Origin of the sequence: Chromobacterium sphagni, assembly GCF_001855575.1 — a bacterium.
Lineage (GTDB): Bacteria > Pseudomonadota > Gammaproteobacteria > Burkholderiales > Chromobacteriaceae > Chromobacterium > Chromobacterium sphagni.
The window spans coordinates 323,695-343,195 of record NZ_MKCS01000004.1 but is presented as its reverse complement, the minus strand read 5'-3'; the positions used below and the strand labels follow the sequence as shown (position 1 = coordinate 343,195).

Genomic DNA, 19,501 nt, shown 5'->3' with positions numbered 1-19,501 from the left:
AGCATAGCCGAAGCCGTGCAAGCCGCCGGGAAACCGCATTGTCCAGCAGGACAGGTACCCCGGAGGGAGCCGCCATCCGATGGATTTTATTGAGCGGTCTCGGTCAGCAGCGCCGCAAGCCAGGACTGGACGGCCTCTGGCCCGGCCGGCAGGCCGCCCGCGCGCAAGGCCGCGCCCAAGCGGTCGAGCCACTGCTCGCGCCGCATCGATTGCAAAGCCTGCAGCCTGGCGTTCTCCGCCGTCAGCGCCAGCAACTGCGCCTCCGCCGACTCTTTTTGCAGGCGCGACTCCTGCCTGACGGCTTCGCCCTGCTGTTGCAGCAAATCCAGCCGCGCCTGCAGACCGCCATTTTCCCGCTCCCGCTCCAGCATCCTCTCCCGCCACAGATTCTCCACCTTGGCGCCATCCTGCCGCGCCTGCTGCAGCGCGCCCTCCAGCTTTTGCTGCTGCAGCTTCATTTCCTGCCGCTCGCTCTCCACCTGCTGGTAAAGCCGCACGCGCAGCCCCTCCAGCCGCTCATAAGCCAGAGACTCCTTGCGGCTTGCCTCCTCCTGCGCTTCCCGCAGCTGCTGCTCATGCCGGTCCGCCAGCTCCAGCAGCCGGGATTCCGCCTCCTGGCGCGCCAAATCCTGCGCCTCCCGTTGTAACTCTGCCGCCTGCTGCAGTTCCTGCCGCTCCCGCAGTAGCGACTCCACATGCAATCGCTCCCGCTGCAGACTGCTGTCCAGCTCCACCTGCCGCGCGGCGCGCAGCTCCAGTTCGTGGCGCAGCGACTGCAGCTCGGCAAGCGACTTTTGCTCCCGCTCGTGCAGGCCCTCCACCTGCTGGCGCAGAACCGCCACTTCCGCCTCCACCTCCTGACGGACAGCGCTCAGTTGCTGCTCGGCCTCATCGCAAGCCTTCTGCCATACCTGCTCGAAAGCCTCGGCAAGGCTGGGCGGCCAATCCGGCCTCCGCGACGAGGCGGCCACCCGTCCCAGAAACTCCTGCCGCCATTCTTTGAGCGTATTGTTGATGGTGGTGTTGGAACCGCTTCCCAGCCGGGACCGCACATCCACCACAGTGGGCCACACGCCTTCCCCCACCAGCTCAAACGCCGTCTGGCGGATTCTTGCGTAAATATCTGCAGCCATATTCTTCTCCATGCCCAAATAAGCAACTTTTCATCAGTGTAGCAAAAACAAATAGGTAAATATATTACGTATTACATTAATAATTTACAAAATAATGTTTATTTTTCCGATAATTATACTTATCGGAATTTTTAAGCGGAAAAGCGGCACTGAAAGTAGAACACTCAAAGCTTCAGAGCGAGAATCAGGGCACAAAACAGATCGCCACTCCATATCACAGCGCGAGGTCCGCAAAGCCTGCCGAACCTCCCCCGACCTTCGCGCAGACAAGGCCCGGCCAGTTCACCCCCTCTCTCGCCCCCGCCCATTCCGCCGCAGAAAATCGACATCTAGCGCCACCGGCGCGCCCAGCCACATCGCATAGTCGGTGTGGTCCTCCACATCATCTCCGCTCAGCGGGTGTACCAAAATGTCCAACCCTTCCCGGTGCAACATCAGCCAAGGCACCAATTCGCCAAACAGCGCGGCGCTGAAGTCCACCTGGTAAGCCCCGGAGGGATGGGGGCCAAACGCGGCCTCGCGCCAGTACCGCGCAGTCACGTCGAAACGCGACTGGATGGCATCCCATAAGCGCTTCGCCTGAGTCTGATGGCTGGCGTCAAAATACACATGTGCGTGAAAGCCCGAAATTTCCCTATCTTGCTGCGACATTTTTCTTGCCCCCTAAAGTTGAACCATGGCCGCGTTTTACCAGCCAGGCAAAGCCGCCTTCTCCTCATCGGCAGATAGCGGCGACAGCGCCGCGCATGCGACGATTACTATCTTAAAATATATCTTAAGATATAAAATCATCATGTGCAAGCGAAATGATGTCGCCTGAATCCGCAAGCAGCGCGGGGGGCGCCATCTCCCTCTGCCTGGATGTCTGCCCGAGCTCAAGCGGAGAGGTCGCCGCCGATGGCGGGAAAACAAAAACGCGCCGCCGCTCATGCGGTGACGCGCTTGCGAGAACTACACGAACACTGCTCTCGCCTCGGCATTCAGCCGTCGCCGTAGCCAAAAGCGCGCCAGACCTTGCGCGCCTGCGGACTCAGCAAGTAGTCAAACAGCTGCCTGGCTTGCGGATTGCCCGCCGCCGGCTTGAGCAGAATCATCGATTGCCGGATCGGCGGATAGCTGGCGGCTGGAATCTCCACCCACCGCCCCTTGTCGCGGAAGTCGGGCCGCATCACCTCGGACTTGGACACGAAACCGCCCGCCACCTTGCCGCTGATCACCAACTCTGCCGTGCGCCCCACATCGCGGACCTTGACGAAGCGCGGCCGCAGCAGCTCCGCAAGCTGATAGTGGTTCAGGATGTATAGAATCGTCTGGCCGTATATCGTGGTTTCCGGATTCGGCAGCGCGATCTTGCCGCTGCCGTTCCGCAACCAGTCCAGCCAGCCATCGCGATGAAAACCGCTATCCATCGTCCACAGCACCACCGCGCCGATGGCGTAGACGCGCGGCTCTCCCAGGCAATAGCCCTGCGCCTTCAGCCGCCTGGGGTACTCTTCATTGGCGGAAAGATACAATTCGAACGGCGCGCCGCCCGCCACCTGGGCCGCCAGCGTGATCGCCGGGCCATAGCTCACCTTGACCTCGGCGCCGGTCTCCTCGGCAAACCTGGCGACAATCTGGCTCAGCGCCGGCTCCACATTGCTGGCCGCCGCCACCAGCACCGGCGCAGCGTGACAAGCCGCGGAGATGGCGGCGAGCAGCCCGATCGACAACCATTTCATCAATACACGCCCCCCAAGAGTCTCGCGCCGCTCTCGACGTCAATCGCAATCGCTTCAGGTTCGCTCCACCGCCCGCTCATGCAGATGAGCTGAGTATAGCGTCGCCACCGCCCTCCGCTTGTCGGCTGGCGCCAACAGCGCGCCGCCTTGTTAGGCGATGCCTCGCGCGATAGCCGGCAAACTCGCACGCTTGCAATCCGGACGATGGCCGTGGCCGCAAATAGGCAACCTGCAATGCGCTCCTCGCCTTTGCCAACGACGCGGAATGAAAAAAGCGCGCCGCCCTCTCGGGCGACGCGCCTTGCATGATGACGCCCACGCGCTTTGCCGCGCGCCAGGCCCGTCATACCCGCGCAATATTCAGTGCCAAAGGCCGCTCCGGTCGCTGGGACACATGAAACACCGGCCGCGGTGGAGCCGCGCCATCCGGCACGGACAACCTGTAACGCCGCAGCAGCTCGGCCGCGACTATCGTCATCTCCGCTAAAGCCAGATGCTGGCCCAGACAAACGCGCGGCCCGCCGCCGAATGGCAGGTAAGCGCCCTGCGGCGGTCTGGCCTCATCTGGATCGAAGCGCTCAGGCCGATACGCGAGCGGCTCGGGAAACCAACGCGCGTCATGCTGCATCAGCTGCATCGGCACCATGAACACCGTCCTCGCCGGAAAAGTCCAGCCGCCCAGCGTCACTGGCCGCAGCGCGCGCCGGCTCATCAGCAGCGGCACGGCGGGATAGAGCCGCATGGTTTCCTGCAGTGTCTGGCTCACGTAATGCAGCGCGGACACATCCGGCTCGCCGCTCTCTTCTCCTGGCCACGCGGCCGTCGCGTCTGCGCGAGCCTTCTCCTGGATATCAGGATGGGAGGCCATGCACCACGCCCACCAGCCCAACGAAGCCGCAATCGTTTCATGCCCCGCCAGAAAGGCCGTCTTGCACTCATCCCGCACCGCCTGCAACGGCCAGTCACGCGGCTGCCGCGAATGCAGCCGCAACAGCCGGGCAAGCAGATCATCAGGCCAGTCCTCTTGCGGCATGCCCAACCGAGCTTGCAGATGCCGTTCGATCAAATCGTTCAACAGCAGCCGCGCCCGGCGCCGTTTACGCTGCCACGGCATCCAATCGGGCAGGCTGGCGGGCCGCCACAGCTCCGCGGTGGAGGCCACCATCAAGGTGTGCACAGCCTCTTCCGCCTGCTGAGCCTCGCCGCCCACTCCGCTGGAAAACATCATGCGCAGAATCACCTCCATTGTCAGCGAGGTGAGTTCGTTCTCTATCGGCCAGGCATCCTTCCGGCCCGGCCACTGCGCGAATGCCTGGCGGGCGGCCTCGACAATGGATGGCGAGAAGGCCTGCACGGATTTGCGCGTGAAATCTGGCTGCAGGGCCTGCCGCTTTTCGCGCCAGGCTTGGCCTTCGGCGATCAGCACGCTATGGCCATGCACCCGGCGATACACCGTCAGCGCGCGCTCCCAACGCTGCAAGGCATCAGCCTGGCCTACCAGCAACTCGCGCGCCAAATGTGGATCGGACACGATGATCTGATGCTCGGGCCAGGTTCGCACATGCACCAAATCGCCGAACTCTCGCTTCCAGTCGGCCAAAGTGCCCATCAAATCGCGCGACATCCGTCCCAGCAACCCCCAGCCGGTCAAACCAGCTTTGGGGCCTGGCGGCCAGCTGCCGGCTGGTTGATTGGTCGGAGCCGGAGGTTGGCTGCCGGCGTGGAAGGGACAAGAGGAGTGGGGGGACGTTTTCATGCGGAAAATCATACCATTCCTCCGATAAGCAGTGCTAAATGGAAACGACAAACACTTATTCCATATCAATAAATAATGCCATTTGAAAAATTTCGTCCACGCACGGACCGATCTGCCGCAGTACACGCCCGGCCCGTCCCGCATCTTCCTGCCGCCGCCAAGACCAATCTGCTTCCCATGTCAAAACAATCCCGACAGCCCATTTCATTTGTTGTATAGATTTGGAATGAGGGTTGGCGCCGCCATGCATCGAACTTGATGTCCGCGCGGAACATCAGGCCTGGCGGCATGGCATTCTCAGGGAGCGTGTCTGGTGAATTTCAACTTCTATGGGCTTCCGGAGTTTGTCTCTTACAGCATCCTGTTGGGGATCGCGCTTGCCCTGATCAGGCAAAAGCGCGAGATCCGGCTGCGCTATTGGCTGGCCGGGTGGTTGCTCATCCTTCTGCATGCCGGCATCTTCATGCTGTTGCCGCAAAGCTTTCCCTTCGACGTGCTTGCCCGGGGAAACCTCGTCTTGGCCGGACAGCTGTTCATCCTGGCCGCCTACTACCAAGGACCGGCAACCATCCACTCATCACGGCTCATATCGCGAGTAGGTGTGGCGGGCGCGCTTAACCTGACCTTTGCCGTTGCCAGCGCCGCCTATGCCGAATTGCATCCTGGCAGCCAACAAATGGCGCCGTTCTATCTGCTGACTGCGCTGGGCGCGGCCGGCACCATCTGGCTCGCCGCAGCCGACAGCGTGGAAGCCCCCTGGCATTCCCGGCTCTCCATCGCGCTGGCTGGGGCGGCCTACGCGCTGCAGGCCTGGGCCTTGCATGCCTATGGCCTGCCCAGTGGCGTATTTCTTCCTGCGCCAGACGCCGAAGCTGACCATGGGCGTCGTGTTCATCCTCTGGGGCCTGGTTTTCCCGGTCTACTCGCTGCTGATCCTGCATGCTCCGGCGATTTCCGCCCACATCGGGGCGGAAATCTGGAATCTGCCGAAATTCCTCGCCGCCGCCAGCATGATGTTGGTGCTGCTGGAAGAGCGGATAAGCCTGGCCACCCACTTGGCGGGCCATGACACGCTTACCGGCCTGCCCAACCGCCGCCTGTACGCCGACCGTTTCGAACAGGCAGTGGCTCAAGCCATCCGCGACAACGGCGGATTCGGCTTTCTGGTGATAGACCTCAACCGCTTCAAACAGGTGAACGACGCGCTGGGCCAATCGCTGGAAGCCCCGATCCTTATCGCGGAGGGGCCATATCATGTCAGCGCCAGCGTCGGCGCGGCGGTCTATCCCGCCGATGGACTAAGCGAAAGCCAGCTGCATGCCGTCGCCGACGAACGCATGTATGCCGGCAAGGAGCAACACCGTATCGAATCGGCGCGCCACGAACAAGCCATCAACCATTCAAACCGCGCTTAGGGCTGCGCGGGAAGATTGATCCAAGCCTGCAAACGGGCAAACCTAGACACAAGCAATTGATTTAAAATAAAAAATCACCGCCATGCAGCGCTACCAGCTACCGCCACAGCCTCAGATGGTTTGCCCCCCGAAAGCTCATGAACGATACAACCAAGCAAGCGCCCGAACGCGCCGGAAGCCGCAGCATTGTCGGCGCAATCTTGTTTTTCCGTGGACCTGGCCTTGCTGCAGGCGGCGCATGGCGCCTGCGCCGGGCATTCACCCACGCCAGAGACACCATGCTTGCCGCCATGATCATGCCGTCTGGTGCGGGCATTAGGCGAGCGGCAGGCATGAAAAGGGCGTCCGAAGACGCCTTGTTTTGCGATGCCCTTACCGCTTCACGAATTCGGCATTCTTGCTGTCGATTACGACGATGCCGACGATCTCGCATTGCCCGGCCTTCTTCTTGCCTGCCGTGCCATCGATAATCCTGGCGTTTTTGTCCAGGCATGCATCGACATGCATGAAAGGCTCGGCCAGCGATGGAATGCCACCGTAGCCTCCTCCACCCTGGGCGTGGCAGAAACCGGAGAAAACCAGCAAGGAAAGGAAAATCGATTTCTTCATGATTATTCACCCATGACTTCGGCACAAAGCTCCGTACTCAAAGTTGGTGCGACATCATAATTAGCTAAGGCGCGGTTGTACGGAAAATCGTACCCGGATTAATCATCACAGGAACATCCTGCACATATACATCATAGCCCGCGGCTGATGCGGCGTTTCAGGCAAAATCCACTGGCGCATGCCGCCCACCATCGGCTCATCCGCTCCGTCAGGCGCGAACACGCAGACCGCCGCCGGTTTCACCGGCCGACATTCAGCTCTACCGCGCCCCGCCTCACACCAGGCGGCTGCCGCTGGACAGCGGCAGCGTAAACTCCGCCAACACCACATTGCCGGCCTCGTCATAGGCGCCGGTAACCAGCACCTCGGAACGCACGCCGGCTACGCGCTTGGGAGGGAAGTTGCAGACGCACAACACGCGCTTGCCTAGCAGGCTGTCCGGCGAATAATGGTGGGTAATCTGAGCGCTGGCGGTTTTCACACCCAGCTCGCCCATATCCACCGTCAGCACATAAGCCGGCTTGCGGGCCTGGACATTGGGCGCGGCGCCGACAATAGTGCCCACCCGCAGGTCCACCTGCAAAAAGTCGTCCCAGCTGATTTCGTTCACTTGCTCTCTCCTTGCCTTGAAACAGCCGCAGAGTATGGCAAGGGCCGGGACGCCGCGCGCTCGCCAGGCTCCGGTCTAAGCGCGTCGGACTCTGCCCCGCGCGGCGCTGGGCGCGTGACCGAAGTGCAGGCGGTAAGCCGCGCCGAAAGCCGACGCCGATTGGTAGACCACCTGCAGCGCCACATCCAGCACGCTGTCGGGGCTGTCCCGCAACAGACGGCGCGCCCGCTCCATCCGCAGCCGGCACAGTTAGGCCATGGGCGTCAGCCCGGTTTCCGCCTTCAGCCGGGCGTGAAACTGGCTGGCCGACAGATGGCAGGCCGCCGCCAAGCGCGGCATTCGAAAATGACCCACAAGATGAATGTGAAAACGCAAAGGAGGGAGAGATGAAGCAAGCACCAACGCGGGGCGGCGATCAGCCGCTGATTTTGAGCGACAAGCAAGGCTTTGACCGGCGCTGGTTCGCGCCTCAGCTGCAAGCCGTTTACGTGCCCACCCGCCACGAGCAGGCAGAGGAATATGTCGGCGCGGCGCTGAGCGAATATGGCCGCGATATGAAAATCGCCTCCGGCCGCCACTGTTACGAGAACTTCGTCTACAACCACAGCACCCGCGCCATCATCGACATGTCCGCCATGAACCAGGCGGGCTTCGATGCGGAACGCAATGCGTACTTTGTTGATGCCGGCTGTGAAAACTGGGCGTGTACCGCGCCTTGCTCAATGGCTATGGCAAAACCTTGCCGGCCGGCTCCTGTTATTCAGTCGGGGCTGGCGGGCATATCACCGGCGGCGGTTACGGCCTGCTGTCCCGCTTGCATGGCTTGACCGTCGATCATTTAAGCGCCGTCGACATCGTCACCTGGGATGCGGCGCAAGGCCAGGCCAAATTGCGCCATGTTTCCGAGCAAATCGGCGACCAGGCGGAACGCGATCTGTTCTGGGCCCTGCGCGGCGCCGGCTGCGGCAATTTCGGCGTGATTGTCCGCTATTATTTCGCCACGCTGCCGGATGCGCCCGACCATGCCACGCAGTTTACGCTGGCCTGGGATTGGGAGAAGATCACCAAACAAGCCTTCGACCAATTGTTGGACGAATACGCCGACTTCGTCGCGCATATGCCCAACACCGACTTCAGCTTGCTGAAGCTGAATCAAGTCGAGAACACGCAGATCGGTTTGCTGGTGCAAATCGCCTCGCCCGTCGGCGCCAGCTTCCAACAGCACTGCCAGCAGGCCGAGACGCGCATCCAGAGCCTGCAACAACGCTTTGCCGCCATTGCGCCCGCAACCGTTCTGCGCCGGCCGATGGGCGGCCATCCCGGCTGGATCAACACGCTGCACGCCAGTCTCAGCGCGCAACACTTGACCTATCTGGAAGCGCTGCAAACAGTAAACGGCTCCGGCCCCAACCAGTTTGGCAAATACAAATCCGCCTATATGAACAAGGGATTCCCGCAAAATCAAAAGGATGAGATTTATCGCTGGCTGCATGATAAACCGGAAGGGCTGGCGGCCGATGCTCTGGCGCAAAGCCTGCTGCAGGTGGACAGCTACGGCGGCGTGATCAACGAGCGCAGCAGCAGCGCCACCCCGGTGCCGCAGCGCAGCTCCATCATGAAGCTGCAATACCAAACCTATTGGAACAACGCCTCCGCGCCAGGGCAGCGCCATCAATCACGCCACCAGGAACAGGCCCAGGCGCACCTGGACTGGATCAATGGCTTTTACCAGGCGGTATACGCCGAATATGGCGGCACGCCCAATCCGGAGCAAGACAAGAATGGCGTGGTGGACGGCTGCTATTACAACTACCCGGATTGCGAGTTGGGCACCCATGAGAACGGCCAGATCGATCAAGCCATGCAGCTGTATTTCAAGGAAAACTACCGCAGCGCGCCGCGCAACTTGGTGCAAGTGAAGCAGCGGTGGGACCCGCAAGACTACTTCCACCACGCGCAGTCCATTCCCATCAAGTAGGGTGCGTCACCCCACAGGGGCGACGCACCGCAAACATACCTCGCCTGATCAATATTTGAGAAAGTGGGAAACAAATAGTGCGTCGCCCCCTTGAAGTGGCGCACCCTACTCGTTCTTGCCAGCCATTGCCGCCTGCCCGTCACCGTGGTATAAAACCGCGTCGGAAAAGGCAAACTTGGTCTGGTAAGCCCAAGTCCTTTCGGTAACGAAAGCTCTGGTCTTTGGCCTCGCGCACAAGATCCCCGCGACGAACAGCAGACGCCGCAAGCGTCCAATCGTTCGTCCGTGCGGATCTGAAGATGAGGAACGCTCCGGTCGAACATCGACAATGGAGCCCCTCATGCACAATCATCATTCCACCCCTTACGACGTCATCATCGCCGGCGCCGGCCCCGTCGGACTCTTCCTGGCTTGCGAGCTTCGCCTATTCGGCCTTTCGGTCCTGGTATTGGAGCAAGCAGAGGATTCACACTCTCCTTTGAAGCGTCTTCCGTTCGGCATGCGCGGCCTGTCGGTACCCACCTTTGAAGCCTTGCATCGCCGCGGCTTGCTGGACGAAATCGTCGCCGCGACGAATACGAACGATGCGGCCAAGCAGACAGAGGCAAGCGCGCATTGGATGCAAGAGCCGCGCCGCGCTGCCGGACATTTCGCGGGTATACCGTTCTATCTAGATGACATCGACACCTCGAATTGGCCTTTCCGTTTGCCAGGTCCAGCCGACACACCGATGGCGGTCACATTGGAGGTCTTCGAAACAGCCGTAGCACGCCGAGCCTCTGCTATGGGGGCGACGATTCTGCGCGGCGTCGGTGTCGATGGCTATCTTGCCTCAGGCGACGAGGTAACAGTTCACGCCGGCGGCGAAGTTTTTCGCGGACGTTGGCTCATTGGCTGCGATGGCGGCCGCAGCCAGGTTCGCAAGGCTGGCGGCTTCGAATTCCTTGGCACTGATCCCGAGTTTACCGGCTATTCCATCGACGCGGTGTTGGCTGACCCACACGCGCTGCAACCCGGCCGGCACTATACGCCGACTGGTATGTATACCTACGCGCGGCCCGGCGTGATCGCGATGGCCGAGTTCGACGGCGGCGCGTGCCATCGCAATCAGCCGCTCACTCTGGCGCACATACAAGCCGTGTTGCGCCGCGTATCTGGAACAGACCTTACGCTGACAAACATTCGGCTAGCCACCACCTGGACCGATCGCGCCTATCAGGCGACGGCGTATCGCAGGGGGCGCGTGCTGCTCGCTGGCGACGCGGCGCACATTCACTCCCCCCTGGGCGGTCAAGGTCTCAATCTCGGAATCGGCGACGCGATCAACCTTGGCTGGAAGCTGGCCGCGACGATACGCAAAGACGCGCCGACCGGACTGCTCGACAGCTACCACCATGAGCGGCATCCGGTTGGCGCGCGCGTGCTCGACTGGTCCCGCGCCCAGGTTGCGCTGATGCGCCCCACGCCAAGCACGCGGGCGCTCGAGGCCATCATCCGCGACCTGATCGCGACTCGCGATGGCGCGACATATTTCGCTGAACGGGTATGGGGCGTGTCCCTGCGCTACGACCTTGCGGGCAAGCATCCGCTGGTAGGCCGCAGCGTGCCGGACTTCGAGTTTGAAGACGGGATGAAGATTAGCCACCTGTTGCGCAATGGACGGGGCTTGTTGCTGGATTTCAACCCAGCTGCGCCGCTTCGAACATGGATGAAGCGCTGGCAAGGGCGGGTTGGCTATGTCGCGGCCACGGTCAAAAACAATCTTGGCCTGAGCGCCGTTCTGGTGCGTCCTGACGGCTTCGTGGTTTGGGCCAGCGAGACCTCGCCCGATGTGGAGGAAATTACGCCAATCCTGGCGCAATGGTTTGGCGAACCGAAAGAGTCCAGCGATCACCCGTAGGGTGCGTCACCCCAACGGGGCGACGCACCTCTAACATATCCCGCCGAATCAACATTTGTGAGAATGAAAAAAACGGTGCGTCGCCCCTACGGGGTGACGCACCCTACGTGGCCGGCCATGGCGAGCATGCCCAAAACAGAAAAGCCGCCAGCACTGATGCCGGCGGCTTTTGCTTTCAACTCATCAAGGCTCGCTCAGGGGCTGATCGCAAAGAACACGAAAGAGGCGAAGATCACCAGATGCACTATGCCCTGCAAGATCGTGGTGCGCCCTACCGATAGCGACAAGGAGCATGCCACCAGCGTCAGCAGCAAAAATATGGTTTCCTTGATTTCCAAGCCCAGGATCAGCGGCTCGCCCATGAACACGAAAATCATCGCCACCGTGGGAATGGTCAGGCCAATCGATGCCAGCGCCGAACCCAAAGCCAGATTCAGGCTGGTCTGCACCCGGTCCGCCCTCGCCGCATTGGCGGCGGCCAACCCTTCCGGCAACAGCACCAGGGCGGCGATGATAATGCCCACCACCGCCGCCGGCGCGCCGGCATCCACCACAAAACGCTCAATCGACGGCGACAGCAGCTTGGCCAGGGTCACCACCGCTACCAGGCAAATCAGCAGCATCGCCACGGCCAGCATGGCCACCTTGTTGGAGGGCGGCGGCGCGTGCTCATTCTCGTCATGGCTGCCCTCCACCAGGAAATAATCGCGGTGGCGAATGGTTTGCACAAAAACAAAAGCGCCGTACAGCACCAGCGATACCACGCCGGTGAACGCCAATTGTGACGACGACAGCAAAGGCCCTGGCTGGCTAGTGCCATAGTTGGGCAGCACCAGCGCCAATACCGAAATCGCCGCCAGCACCGTCAATGCCGCCTTGGCGCCGCTAAGCTGGAAGTTCTGCTCGCGATGGCGCAAACCGCCCAACAGCAGGCAGATGCCGAGAATGCCATTGCAGGTGATCATGATGGCGGAAAAAATGGTGTCCCGCGCCAGCGCCAGCTTCTCCTCGCCCCCGCCCAGCATGAAGGAAATGATCAGCGCCACCTCGATCACCGTCACCGCCAGCGCCAGGATCAGGGTGCCGAAAGGCTCGCCAACCTTATGCGCCACCACCTCGGCGTGATGCACCGCGGCGAATACCGTTCCCGCCAGCAAAATACCCAGCAGCGCCAGATAAAAAGCCTGTCCGCCCACCGCCGACGACGCGGCGATGGCAGCCCAGGCCAAGACAGGGGTGACAATGGTCCAGCGCGGAATCGTGCTATGAGTCAATGGATTTTCCTTATTTTGACGAACAGCCGCCTGCCCGGCATCGGAACCGCCAAGCCAGCCAAAGCGACCATTCTGAAAGATGAATTGAAAGCCAGCAGGAGAGCTGCCGTAGCCACAGCATAGCAGCATTAAGTAAATAGACCGCGACACGGCCAATGGGTTCAGGCTTTGTAAACAAACGGTGCGTCGCCCCGTCGGAAAGAACGCTACCACCCCCTCACTCCGAAGGCCCATCCACTCGACCAATCTCAAGCGACCTCCAAAGTAGGGTGCGTCACCCCGCAGGGGCGACGCACCGCCAACACATCTCGTCGGATCAACATTTGAGGGTATGCAACGCAAATAGTGTGTCGCCCATCGGTGTGTCGCCCCTACGGGGTGACGCACCCTACGAATCACTCATCTGCTACCCGCAGGCTCATCCGCTCGGCCAAGCGCAAATGGCAGGCCGCGGCCAGCTTCACCAGCTCGGTATCGGTTGCCGGCATGCCGTCCGGCACGGCGATCAACTCCGCCAGGGCATCCAAGGTGGCAACGGAGCTGTTGAGGCCCATCATGCGGCCGAGCGGATGTTTCTGGCGGTTATGCCGCTCGTAGTCCAGCGTCACCAGCCAGCGGCTATGCTGCCAGCACGCCTCGTCATTCTCCAATACCGCATCCAGCACAGCCCGGCTCACCTGCCGCGCCGCCTCCGCCGCCAGCGCCAAGGCCAGCTCCAGCTGATCCGCCGTCAACGCCTCCTCGCCCTCCCGCCGCAAGGCCGGCAGCAACTCCTCCTCCAGCCAACGCCGAAACCGCCGCGCCGCCGGCTTGCGATAGCGCCGAATCGCCATGGCCACGCCGGTTTCGGACAGGCACACCACATCCTCCGCGCCTACCGGCAGGGTGCGGACTTCTTCTTTGTTGAGTTTGCTGAGCAGCGCCGCTGTGCTGCGGCACTTGATCCCCGCCGCGACGTCATCGGCGAAGAACCACAGGCCGTTGTGGCGATGCAGGAGATGGAAGGGTTTATCGAGGAAAGTAAATTCCCGCAAAGATGGGGGCGCGGGTGATTGGATGGACTGTGCCATTGGTAAAACTCCATGTGGGTATTAGCCACTGCCCCCTCGTCGCCAAACGGGGTGGCAGGCCGAAACGGGGTTGGCGAACCGGACACATGGACCCGGCAGACCCGTAGGTCTCCCCGCCCGGCCCGCCATGGAGTGCATGAGCGCGCTCAAGCGCGACAGACATAGCTTCTATCAGCAATGTCTGCCATGTGTCCCAGGTCGCCAAACCTGATCGTGCTATTGAACACGACTCGACTAGGCTAGAACCCAGGCACAAGAGGGTCAAGGGTAAATGACAGCGGGAAGACTGGCAAGAAGATCAGCGGAAAAATACCTATACACTACAAAATACTTGATTCATTTCAAATTCAAAGAATTTATCGCTAGCTCCAGTGTCCGCTCAGCCTCTTCAATACCTACGGCTGACAAGACATGGCTTGGAATCAACCATGGATCAGACGAGGTCCGATGCAAGGAAGATAGGAAAAAATTATATATTGCATAATATGCGTATTCAGCTTTCTCAGAAAACTCAACATCACCATCTTGCAATGCAACTATAGGTTCGCGATAACATCCGTAGACTTGATGCATTAGCTCTATAGAATCAACAGAGTCCAATGCCTTCCTTGGAAGAGTAACATCAAATATTTGACTTGTGCCAGCAACACTCTCTCTATAAATAAAATTCTCAGGAATTAATTTCTCCCATACTTCCAGAGCCACCTCGCAAAGGAAAAGCTGGACATTTCGTTGGCTTTCTGGATTTAATTTAAAGTACTGTTCTACAACTGAATTCATTCCACACCACTCACAATTCTTATAACGTATCCACATCCCGCCCATCAGCGCAAGCCGGCTTCGAAGCCATTTTCAAGGTTTTAAGTCGCCGGTTGTTCGACGCGGCGCGACGGTAGCGCGCCGCTAGTTCCGGCGACTCCTTGAAAATGGCTTTGAAGACGGGGTTTCGCAGCGCTGCTGGGCCGCCTTTTCTTTCGTCTATTTCTTTTGGCGGAGCAAAAGAAATGGACCCGTCAAGCCGGGCGGAACCGGCGCCCAAACATCCGTCCGCGAAGCGGACACAAAAATTCCTACAAACCGATACAGCAAGAGTTGAGCTACATTGCACTCAGCCTGGCCACCAAGCCTATTCCGCAGCTTCCAAATACACCTTCAGCGCCCACGATGGCAACACCGTACTATTTAAATCATCAATCCAATTTAATTTAAAATTCATATAACTAAGGGAAAATGCTGCTCTAGAATTCTCCTCATACACTGAAAGCCCCCTCGGAGTAATTGCCAAGCAAAAAGCTGGGTTATCTACAGAAAGCCATCGACAAGTTCTAACAAAATCCCCATCAGGACTTGCCACCCACTCAGCAAGCCTCTTGACATAAAGCCTACACCTATTTACAGCCACAGTGACCACATCCGCCGTCGCAGCTGATGTGATGCCCGAGCCCGCCATGAAATATACCTTACCACCCAGAACCAATGGAGCGCTTACTCCACTCCTTCTCATTTGATAAATTTCATCCCCCTCACAAACCTTGCCTGGTAACACTCCTTTTAATTGCACCATTCTTTCAGGCCAATTACCGGCAATAATCTCCACAATATCCAAATCTGCATACTCGACACCTCTGAGGTGCGAGCGCGCATCAATAAACAAAACTCTGTCCTCCTCAACAATGCAAAGTAAATGATCCCCCCTCTTTACAAAGTAGTCTCCCACCACCACGTCACCGTCTGAGAGATGGAAGTGCGACACTCCCCAATCGGCCCACAGCCCATCCGTTCTATTACTTTTACGTCGACCACTTGTATCATTAAAGTTTACTAATCCTTGCCCTTGATATGGATTCACATCACCACCAGTCTCAAATATTCTTATTAGCCTATTTAATCCTGACAATGCCTCATCCGACAACCCAGAGATAGGAAATTTATCCGATAGAACAACCTTTCTAGGCCGGGGATTTACATAGCGCAGTCTGAAATCCAACCAACGGAGAAGTGGCAAGGAAAGATGATCCACCTCCCTCTCGAACTTCAACGAAAAAGCAGAAATCAGGCCCTGTGAAATTTGATTGAGATTTTCATAAAATATATTAGCTAGCTCTTCTTGATTTAGAGTACACATATCCCCTCCACGAAGGAAGTCAGCACAATATCAATGCCTAAAAGTCAAAAAAATCATCACTCAAACGATGAAAATTTAACCGCCAAGTATCGCTTTCTGGCTCTACAACCCGCAACTCGGCATTTGGAAATTCATACATCATCCTCTTGGCAACTTGTTTCATCACCCTACGGGGCGATTTTTTATCTTTTTGACATCGCCAACCAAAATACAACTCCTTAACAGCGGCGGGATCAAATACCACATCAAGAAAGGCCTCATAGGTCTTTTTGCTCGCGCCGCCAAGCGCCTCCCTATGGCACACAATTCTCACCTCTTCCTCATAAGCCCATTCTTGGCTTTTGTACAAATAATTTCTCTGCAAAGCTTCAAGATACATTGGATCAAATTCTTGAAGTGAGAATACCCCATCATTAAAAGAATCCGAATAAAACCCTTTTGGCTTTGTATTGGTATAAATTACACTTCCAAACTGACATGGAAGCACGCACTTCCTTTTGTCGTAAAACCCCATGGCAACCATATCAAAACCCACTACAACTCCTCGGTGAGACTCTCCGTAATGGGACCACATCAACGAATTAAGTGGATTCCGCGTCAAACAAAAAACAACCACATTCTCACGAATCCCTGAGAACCTTTCCAGGTCGGCTTCAAACCATGCAGTATTTGATAGCGGATGATCCGCCGCCTTAGTCTCAAATGGGTCATTAAAATCGTGAGGGTTTGAAAAACGTACTTTCTTAGATTTTGAAACAATATTAATCCAAGTATCCCAAGAATAATATTTATACAATATCATATGGCCAGTTGGTCCAAGAGACATAAAAAACCCCCATCACCTTTCGATGATGGGGGTTTTATCATGAATGACATTTAACTATCAAGCCAGCTTGACAAGCTGCGCCTTCACCTTCTCCAACTTGTCATTCAGCTCCGCCAACTGAGCCCTATCGCGCTCCACCAAGTGCGCCGGCGCCTTGTCCACATAACCCGGCTTCTCCAGCTTGGCCGTCAGCTTGGCCAGCTCGGCCTCCACCTTGCCCTGCTCCTTGGTCAGGCGCGCGGTTTCGGCGGCCTTGTCCACTTCCACCTTCAGCATCAGGCGCGCTTCGCCGGACATCGCCACCGGGGCATCGTCTTCCGGCAGCTTGGACACCAGCGTGCCTTCGGTCAGGCGGGCCAGCAACTTCAGGTAAGGCACGAAGTCGGCGATGGAGGCGTCGGCGGTTTCGATGAACAACGGCGCCTTAACGGCCGGGCCGATGCCCATTTCGCCGCGCAGGTTGCGCACCGCGTTGACCATCTCTTTGAACGCGTCCATGCGGGCGTTGGCTGCCGCGCTGATCTTGGATTCGTCCGCCACCGGCCACGGGGCCAGCATCAGCGATTCCGCCTTCTTGGCGTTGGCCAGCGGAGCCACGGTCTGCCACAGCTCTTCGGTGATGAAGGGCATCAGCGGGTGAGTCAGGCGCAGCGCCACTTCCAGTACGCGGACGATGGTGCGGCGGGTGGCGCGCTGCTGCGCTTCGTTGCCGGTTTGCAACTGCACCTTGGCCAGTTCCACGTACCAGTCGCAGTACTCGTTCCAGATGAATTCGTAGATCACCTGGGCGGCGATGTCGAAGCGGTAGGTTTCCAGCGCATTGGTGACATCGATCTCGGCCTGTTGCAGGCGGCCGATGATCCACTGGTCGACAAAGCTGTATTCCAGCGGCAGGCTTTCATCCTGGCCGCAGTCCTTGCCTTCCACGTTCATCATCACGAAGCGGGTGGCGTTCCACAGCTTGTTGCAGAAGTTGCGGTAGCCTTCGGCGCGCTTGAAGTCGAAGTTGACGCTGCGGCCCAGCGTGGCGTAGCTGGCCATGGTGAATCTGAGAGCATCAGTACCGTAAGCCGGGATGCCTTCCGGGAACAGCTTTTCCGTGGCCTTGGCGATCTGCGGGGCCTTTTCCGGGCGGCGCAGGCCGGTGGTGCGTTTTTCCACCAGCGGCGCCAGCGCGATGCCGTCGATCAGGTCCACCGGGTCGATCACGTTGCCCTCGGACTTGGACATCTTCTTGCCTTCGTGATCGCGCACCATGCCGTGGATGTAGACATCCTTGAACGGCACCTTGCCGGTGAAGTGCTTGGTCATCATGATCATCCGGGCCACCCAGAAGAAGATGATTTCGTAGCCGGTCACCAGCACGTTGGAGGTCAGGAAGGCTTTCAGGTCCGGGGTTTCTTCCGGCCAGCCCAAGGTGGAGAACGGCACCAGGGCCGAGCTGAACCAGGTGTCCAGCACATCTTGCTCGCGGCGCAGCGTCTTGCCCGGGGCTTTGGCCTGGGCTTCCGCCTCGGTGCGGCCGACGTAGATGTTGCCGTCTTCGTCGTACCAGGCCGGGATCTGGTGGCCCCACCACAGCTGGCGGGAGATGCACCAGTCCTGGATGTTCTTCATCCACTGGTTGTAGGTGTTGACCCAGTTTTCCGGCACGAAGCGCACTTCGCCGGATTCCACGGCTTCAATCGCCTTGGCGGCGATGGATAGTCCGGTGGCGTCGCCTTCGGCGACTTTGTTCATGGCCACGAACCATTGGTCGGTCAACAGCGGCTCGATCACGGTGCCGGTGCGGTCGCCGCGCGGCACCATCAGCTTGTGCGGCTTGGTTTCCAGCAGCAGGCCCTGGGCTTGCAGATCGACCAGCATCGCCTTGCGCGCTTCCTGGGCGGTGAGGCCGGCATAGGCGGCCGGCAGCTCGATGGTGCCTTGGGCGGCGCCATCGAAGCCGAAGATTTGCGCCTTGGCCAGGATCTTGGCTTCCAGGCTCATCACGTTGATCAGCTGGGTGTTGTGGCGCTTGCCCACTTCGTAGTCGTTGAAGTCGTGCGCCGGGGTGATCTTGACGAAGCCAGTGCCGAATTCCTTGTCCACGTACTCGTCGGCGATCACCGGGATGGTGCGGCCGGTGAGCGGCAGCTGCAGCTGCTTGCCCACCAGATGCAGGTAGCGCTCGTCATCCGGGGCGATGGCCACGGCCACGTCGCCCAGCAGGGTTTCCGGACGGGTGGTGGCGACGGTGACGTACTCGTCGCTATCCACCACCGGGTACTTGATGTGCCACATGTGGCCGTCTTCTTCCTCGGATACCACTTCGAGGTCGGAGATGGCGGTGCCCAACTTGGCGTCCCAGTTGGACAGGCGCTTGCCGCGGTAGATCAGGCCTTGCTCGTACAGACGGACGAAGACTTCGGTCACCACTTCGGCGCGGGCGTCGTCCATGGTGAAGTATTCGCGCTCCCAGTCCACCGAGCAGCCGACGCGGCGCATCTGGCTGGTGATGGTGCCGCCGGATTTTTCCTTCCATTCCCAGATCTTGCTGGTGAAGGCTTCGCGGCCCATGTCGTGGCGGTTCAGGCCCTGGTCGGCCAGCTGGCGCTCCACCACGATCTGGGTGGCGATGCCGGCGTGGTCGGTGCCCGGGATCCATACCGTGTTGTCGCCCTTCATCCGGTAATAGCGGGTGAGGCCGTCCATGATGGTCTGGTTGAAGGCGTGGCCCATGTGCAGCGTGCCGGTGACGTTGGGCGGCGGCAGCTGAATGGCGAAAGACGGCTTGGAGGTGTCCATGCTCGGCTTGAAGTAGCCGGCCTGTTCCCATTGATCGTACCAGCGGCGCTCGATGTCGCCCGGTTCATAGCTCTTGGCAAGTTCCATGGTGCTTAATCTTGGTTTTCTGAATGGAAAAATGGTTCGATTATAACCGGTTTTTAGCCATTCTCCGAGAACCCGCCCCGACAAGCCATGCCGTCACGCTCTACGGCCTGGCACACGCAGCAGTACCTTCAGGCAGCGCATTGGCAATTCATTTAAAAATTTTAATGAAAATAGATTAATCAAAACATTACAATGGAATAACCATCCCAT

The 19,501-nt window shown here is 59.0% G+C and carries 19 protein-coding genes; 6 read left to right on the top strand and 13 right to left on the bottom strand.

What is annotated here, in order from left to right:
- Positions 1 to 86: 86 nt before the first annotated feature.
- The 4 genes from BI347_RS22035 to BI347_RS22020 form a co-directional block, all read right to left on the bottom strand.
- Positions 87 to 1,133: a DNA-binding protein gene (locus tag BI347_RS22035; protein WP_158020843.1), complete on the bottom strand. Its 1,047-nt coding sequence runs from the start codon at positions 1,131 to 1,133 to the stop codon at positions 87 to 89.
- Between the two features lie 282 nt (positions 1,134 to 1,415).
- The gene (locus tag BI347_RS22030; protein ID WP_071117111.1) at positions 1,416 to 1,784 is read right to left on the bottom strand and encodes a DOPA 4,5-dioxygenase family protein; all 369 of its coding nucleotides are present in this window, start codon (positions 1,782 to 1,784) and stop codon (positions 1,416 to 1,418) included.
- Between the two features lie 329 nt (positions 1,785 to 2,113).
- On the bottom strand, positions 2,114 to 2,854 hold the full coding sequence (modA, locus tag BI347_RS22025) for a molybdate ABC transporter substrate-binding protein (protein WP_083339124.1): 741 nt from the start codon (positions 2,852 to 2,854) through the stop codon (positions 2,114 to 2,116).
- A 343-nt stretch (positions 2,855 to 3,197) separates the two neighbouring features.
- Positions 3,198 to 4,610 carry a cytochrome P450 gene (locus BI347_RS22020; RefSeq protein ID WP_071117185.1) on the bottom strand — a complete coding sequence of 471 codons (1,413 nt, stop codon included), beginning with the start codon at positions 4,608 to 4,610 and terminating at the stop codon, positions 3,198 to 3,200.
- A 313-nt stretch (positions 4,611 to 4,923) separates the two neighbouring features.
- Between BI347_RS22020 and BI347_RS24445 the strand changes: the two genes are divergently transcribed.
- Together BI347_RS24445 and BI347_RS22005 are read left to right on the top strand one after the other, a co-directional pair.
- Complete coding sequence (locus BI347_RS24445; protein ID WP_204378129.1) at positions 4,924 to 5,679, top strand: hypothetical protein; 756 nt, start codon at positions 4,924 to 4,926, stop codon at positions 5,677 to 5,679.
- Positions 5,621 to 6,025: a diguanylate cyclase domain-containing protein gene (locus tag BI347_RS22005; protein WP_204378128.1), complete on the top strand. Its 405-nt coding sequence runs from the start codon at positions 5,621 to 5,623 to the stop codon at positions 6,023 to 6,025. The genes BI347_RS24445 and BI347_RS22005 overlap by 59 nt, the downstream gene beginning before the upstream one ends.
- A 372-nt stretch (positions 6,026 to 6,397) precedes the next feature.
- Here BI347_RS22005 and BI347_RS22000 read toward each other — a convergent pair whose 3' ends face one another.
- From BI347_RS22000 to BI347_RS25070, 3 genes are all read right to left on the bottom strand, one after another.
- On the bottom strand, positions 6,398 to 6,634 hold the full coding sequence (locus BI347_RS22000; protein ID WP_071117106.1) for a hypothetical protein: 237 nt from the start codon (positions 6,632 to 6,634) through the stop codon (positions 6,398 to 6,400).
- Between the two features lie 274 nt (positions 6,635 to 6,908).
- Complete coding sequence (locus tag BI347_RS21995) at positions 6,909 to 7,244, bottom strand: tRNA-binding protein (protein WP_071117105.1); 336 nt, start codon at positions 7,242 to 7,244, stop codon at positions 6,909 to 6,911.
- A 75-nt stretch (positions 7,245 to 7,319) separates the two neighbouring features.
- On the bottom strand, positions 7,320 to 7,478 hold the full coding sequence (locus tag BI347_RS25070; protein ID WP_083339122.1) for a helix-turn-helix domain-containing protein: 159 nt from the start codon (positions 7,476 to 7,478) through the stop codon (positions 7,320 to 7,322).
- 152 nt (positions 7,479 to 7,630) lie between these two features.
- Here BI347_RS25070 and BI347_RS24730 point away from each other — a divergent pair, with 152 nt between their 5' ends.
- The 3 genes from BI347_RS24730 to BI347_RS21985 all read left to right on the top strand — a co-directional run bounded on the left by BI347_RS24730 (position 7,631) and on the right by BI347_RS21985 (position 11,122).
- On the top strand, positions 7,631 to 8,071 hold the full coding sequence (locus BI347_RS24730; RefSeq protein ID WP_139167299.1) for a hypothetical protein: 441 nt from the start codon (positions 7,631 to 7,633) through the stop codon (positions 8,069 to 8,071).
- Positions 8,059 to 9,222 carry a BBE domain-containing protein gene (locus tag BI347_RS21990; RefSeq protein WP_139167298.1) on the top strand — a complete coding sequence of 388 codons (1,164 nt, stop codon included), beginning with the start codon at positions 8,059 to 8,061 and terminating at the stop codon, positions 9,220 to 9,222. The genes BI347_RS24730 and BI347_RS21990 overlap by 13 nt, the downstream gene beginning before the upstream one ends.
- 340 nt (positions 9,223 to 9,562) lie before the next feature.
- The gene (locus tag BI347_RS21985) at positions 9,563 to 11,122 is read left to right on the top strand and encodes an FAD-dependent monooxygenase (RefSeq protein ID WP_071117184.1); all 1,560 of its coding nucleotides are present in this window, start codon (positions 9,563 to 9,565) and stop codon (positions 11,120 to 11,122) included.
- Positions 11,123 to 11,316: 194 nt separating this feature from the next.
- Here the strand turns inward: BI347_RS21985 and BI347_RS21980 are convergent, their stop codons facing one another.
- The 6 genes from BI347_RS21980 to BI347_RS21965 all read right to left on the bottom strand — a co-directional run bounded on the left by BI347_RS21980 (position 11,317) and on the right by BI347_RS21965 (position 19,291).
- Positions 11,317 to 12,396, bottom strand: coding sequence for a calcium:cation antiporter (locus BI347_RS21980; RefSeq protein WP_071117104.1), 1,080 nt, complete (start codon positions 12,394 to 12,396; stop codon positions 11,317 to 11,319).
- A gap of 395 nt (positions 12,397 to 12,791) precedes the next feature.
- A complete protein-coding gene (locus BI347_RS21975; protein ID WP_083339120.1) occupies positions 12,792 to 13,466 on the bottom strand; it encodes a BRO-N domain-containing protein in 675 nt (224 codons plus the stop codon).
- A 336-nt stretch (positions 13,467 to 13,802) separates the two neighbouring features.
- Complete coding sequence (locus tag BI347_RS23840; RefSeq protein ID WP_139167297.1) at positions 13,803 to 14,246, bottom strand: hypothetical protein; 444 nt, start codon at positions 14,244 to 14,246, stop codon at positions 13,803 to 13,805.
- Between the two features lie 346 nt (positions 14,247 to 14,592).
- Entirely contained in the window at positions 14,593 to 15,591 is a 999-nt protein-coding gene (locus tag BI347_RS23835; protein WP_139167296.1) for a hypothetical protein, read from the bottom strand.
- 37 nt (positions 15,592 to 15,628) lie between these two features.
- Positions 15,629 to 16,417 carry a DUF2971 domain-containing protein gene (locus BI347_RS23150; RefSeq protein WP_083339119.1) on the bottom strand — a complete coding sequence of 263 codons (789 nt, stop codon included), beginning with the start codon at positions 16,415 to 16,417 and terminating at the stop codon, positions 15,629 to 15,631.
- 57 nt (positions 16,418 to 16,474) lie between these two features.
- Entirely contained in the window at positions 16,475 to 19,291 is a 2,817-nt protein-coding gene (locus BI347_RS21965; RefSeq protein ID WP_071117101.1) for a valine--tRNA ligase, read from the bottom strand.
- A 23-nt stretch (positions 19,292 to 19,314) separates the two neighbouring features.
- On the opposite strand from BI347_RS21965, the gene BI347_RS24075 reads away from it, so the two are divergent.
- Positions 19,315 to 19,470 (top strand): hypothetical protein, encoded by a 156-nt coding sequence (locus tag BI347_RS24075; RefSeq protein ID WP_158020841.1) that lies wholly within the window; start codon positions 19,315 to 19,317, stop codon positions 19,468 to 19,470.
- Positions 19,471 to 19,501 lie beyond the last annotated feature (31 nt).

Excerpts from the sequence above, each read along its gene's own strand:
- BI347_RS22035 (WP_158020843.1), bottom strand. The coding sequence starts at position 1,133 with ATGGCTGCAGATATTTACGCAAGAATCCGCCAGACGGCGTTTGAGCTG.
- BI347_RS22030 (WP_071117111.1), bottom strand. The coding sequence starts at position 1,784 with ATGTCGCAGCAAGATAGGGAAATTTCGGGCTTTCACGCACATGTGTAT.
- modA (WP_083339124.1), bottom strand. The coding sequence starts at position 2,854 with ATGAAATGGTTGTCGATCGGGCTGCTCGCCGCCATCTCCGCGGCTTGT.
- BI347_RS22020 (WP_071117185.1), bottom strand. The coding sequence starts at position 4,610 with ATGAAAACGTCCCCCCACTCCTCTTGTCCCTTCCACGCCGGCAGCCAA.
- BI347_RS22005 (WP_204378128.1), top strand. The coding sequence starts at position 5,621 with ATGATGTTGGTGCTGCTGGAAGAGCGGATAAGCCTGGCCACCCACTTG.
- BI347_RS22000 (WP_071117106.1), bottom strand. The coding sequence starts at position 6,634 with ATGAAGAAATCGATTTTCCTTTCCTTGCTGGTTTTCTCCGGTTTCTGC.
- BI347_RS25070 (WP_083339122.1), bottom strand. The coding sequence starts at position 7,478 with ATGGAGCGGGCGCGCCGTCTGTTGCGGGACAGCCCCGACAGCGTGCTG.
- BI347_RS24730 (WP_139167299.1), top strand. The coding sequence starts at position 7,631 with ATGAAGCAAGCACCAACGCGGGGCGGCGATCAGCCGCTGATTTTGAGC.
- BI347_RS21985 (WP_071117184.1), top strand. The coding sequence starts at position 9,563 with ATGCACAATCATCATTCCACCCCTTACGACGTCATCATCGCCGGCGCC.
- BI347_RS21975 (WP_083339120.1), bottom strand. The coding sequence starts at position 13,466 with ATGGCACAGTCCATCCAATCACCCGCGCCCCCATCTTTGCGGGAATTT.
- BI347_RS23840 (WP_139167297.1), bottom strand. The coding sequence starts at position 14,246 with ATGAATTCAGTTGTAGAACAGTACTTTAAATTAAATCCAGAAAGCCAA.
- BI347_RS23835 (WP_139167296.1), bottom strand. The coding sequence starts at position 15,591 with ATGTGTACTCTAAATCAAGAAGAGCTAGCTAATATATTTTATGAAAAT.
- BI347_RS23150 (WP_083339119.1), bottom strand. The coding sequence starts at position 16,417 with ATGTCTCTTGGACCAACTGGCCATATGATATTGTATAAATATTATTCT.
- BI347_RS21965 (WP_071117101.1), bottom strand. The coding sequence starts at position 19,291 with ATGGAACTTGCCAAGAGCTATGAACCGGGCGACATCGAGCGCCGCTGG.
- BI347_RS24075 (WP_158020841.1), top strand. The coding sequence starts at position 19,315 with ATGGAAAAATGGTTCGATTATAACCGGTTTTTAGCCATTCTCCGAGAA.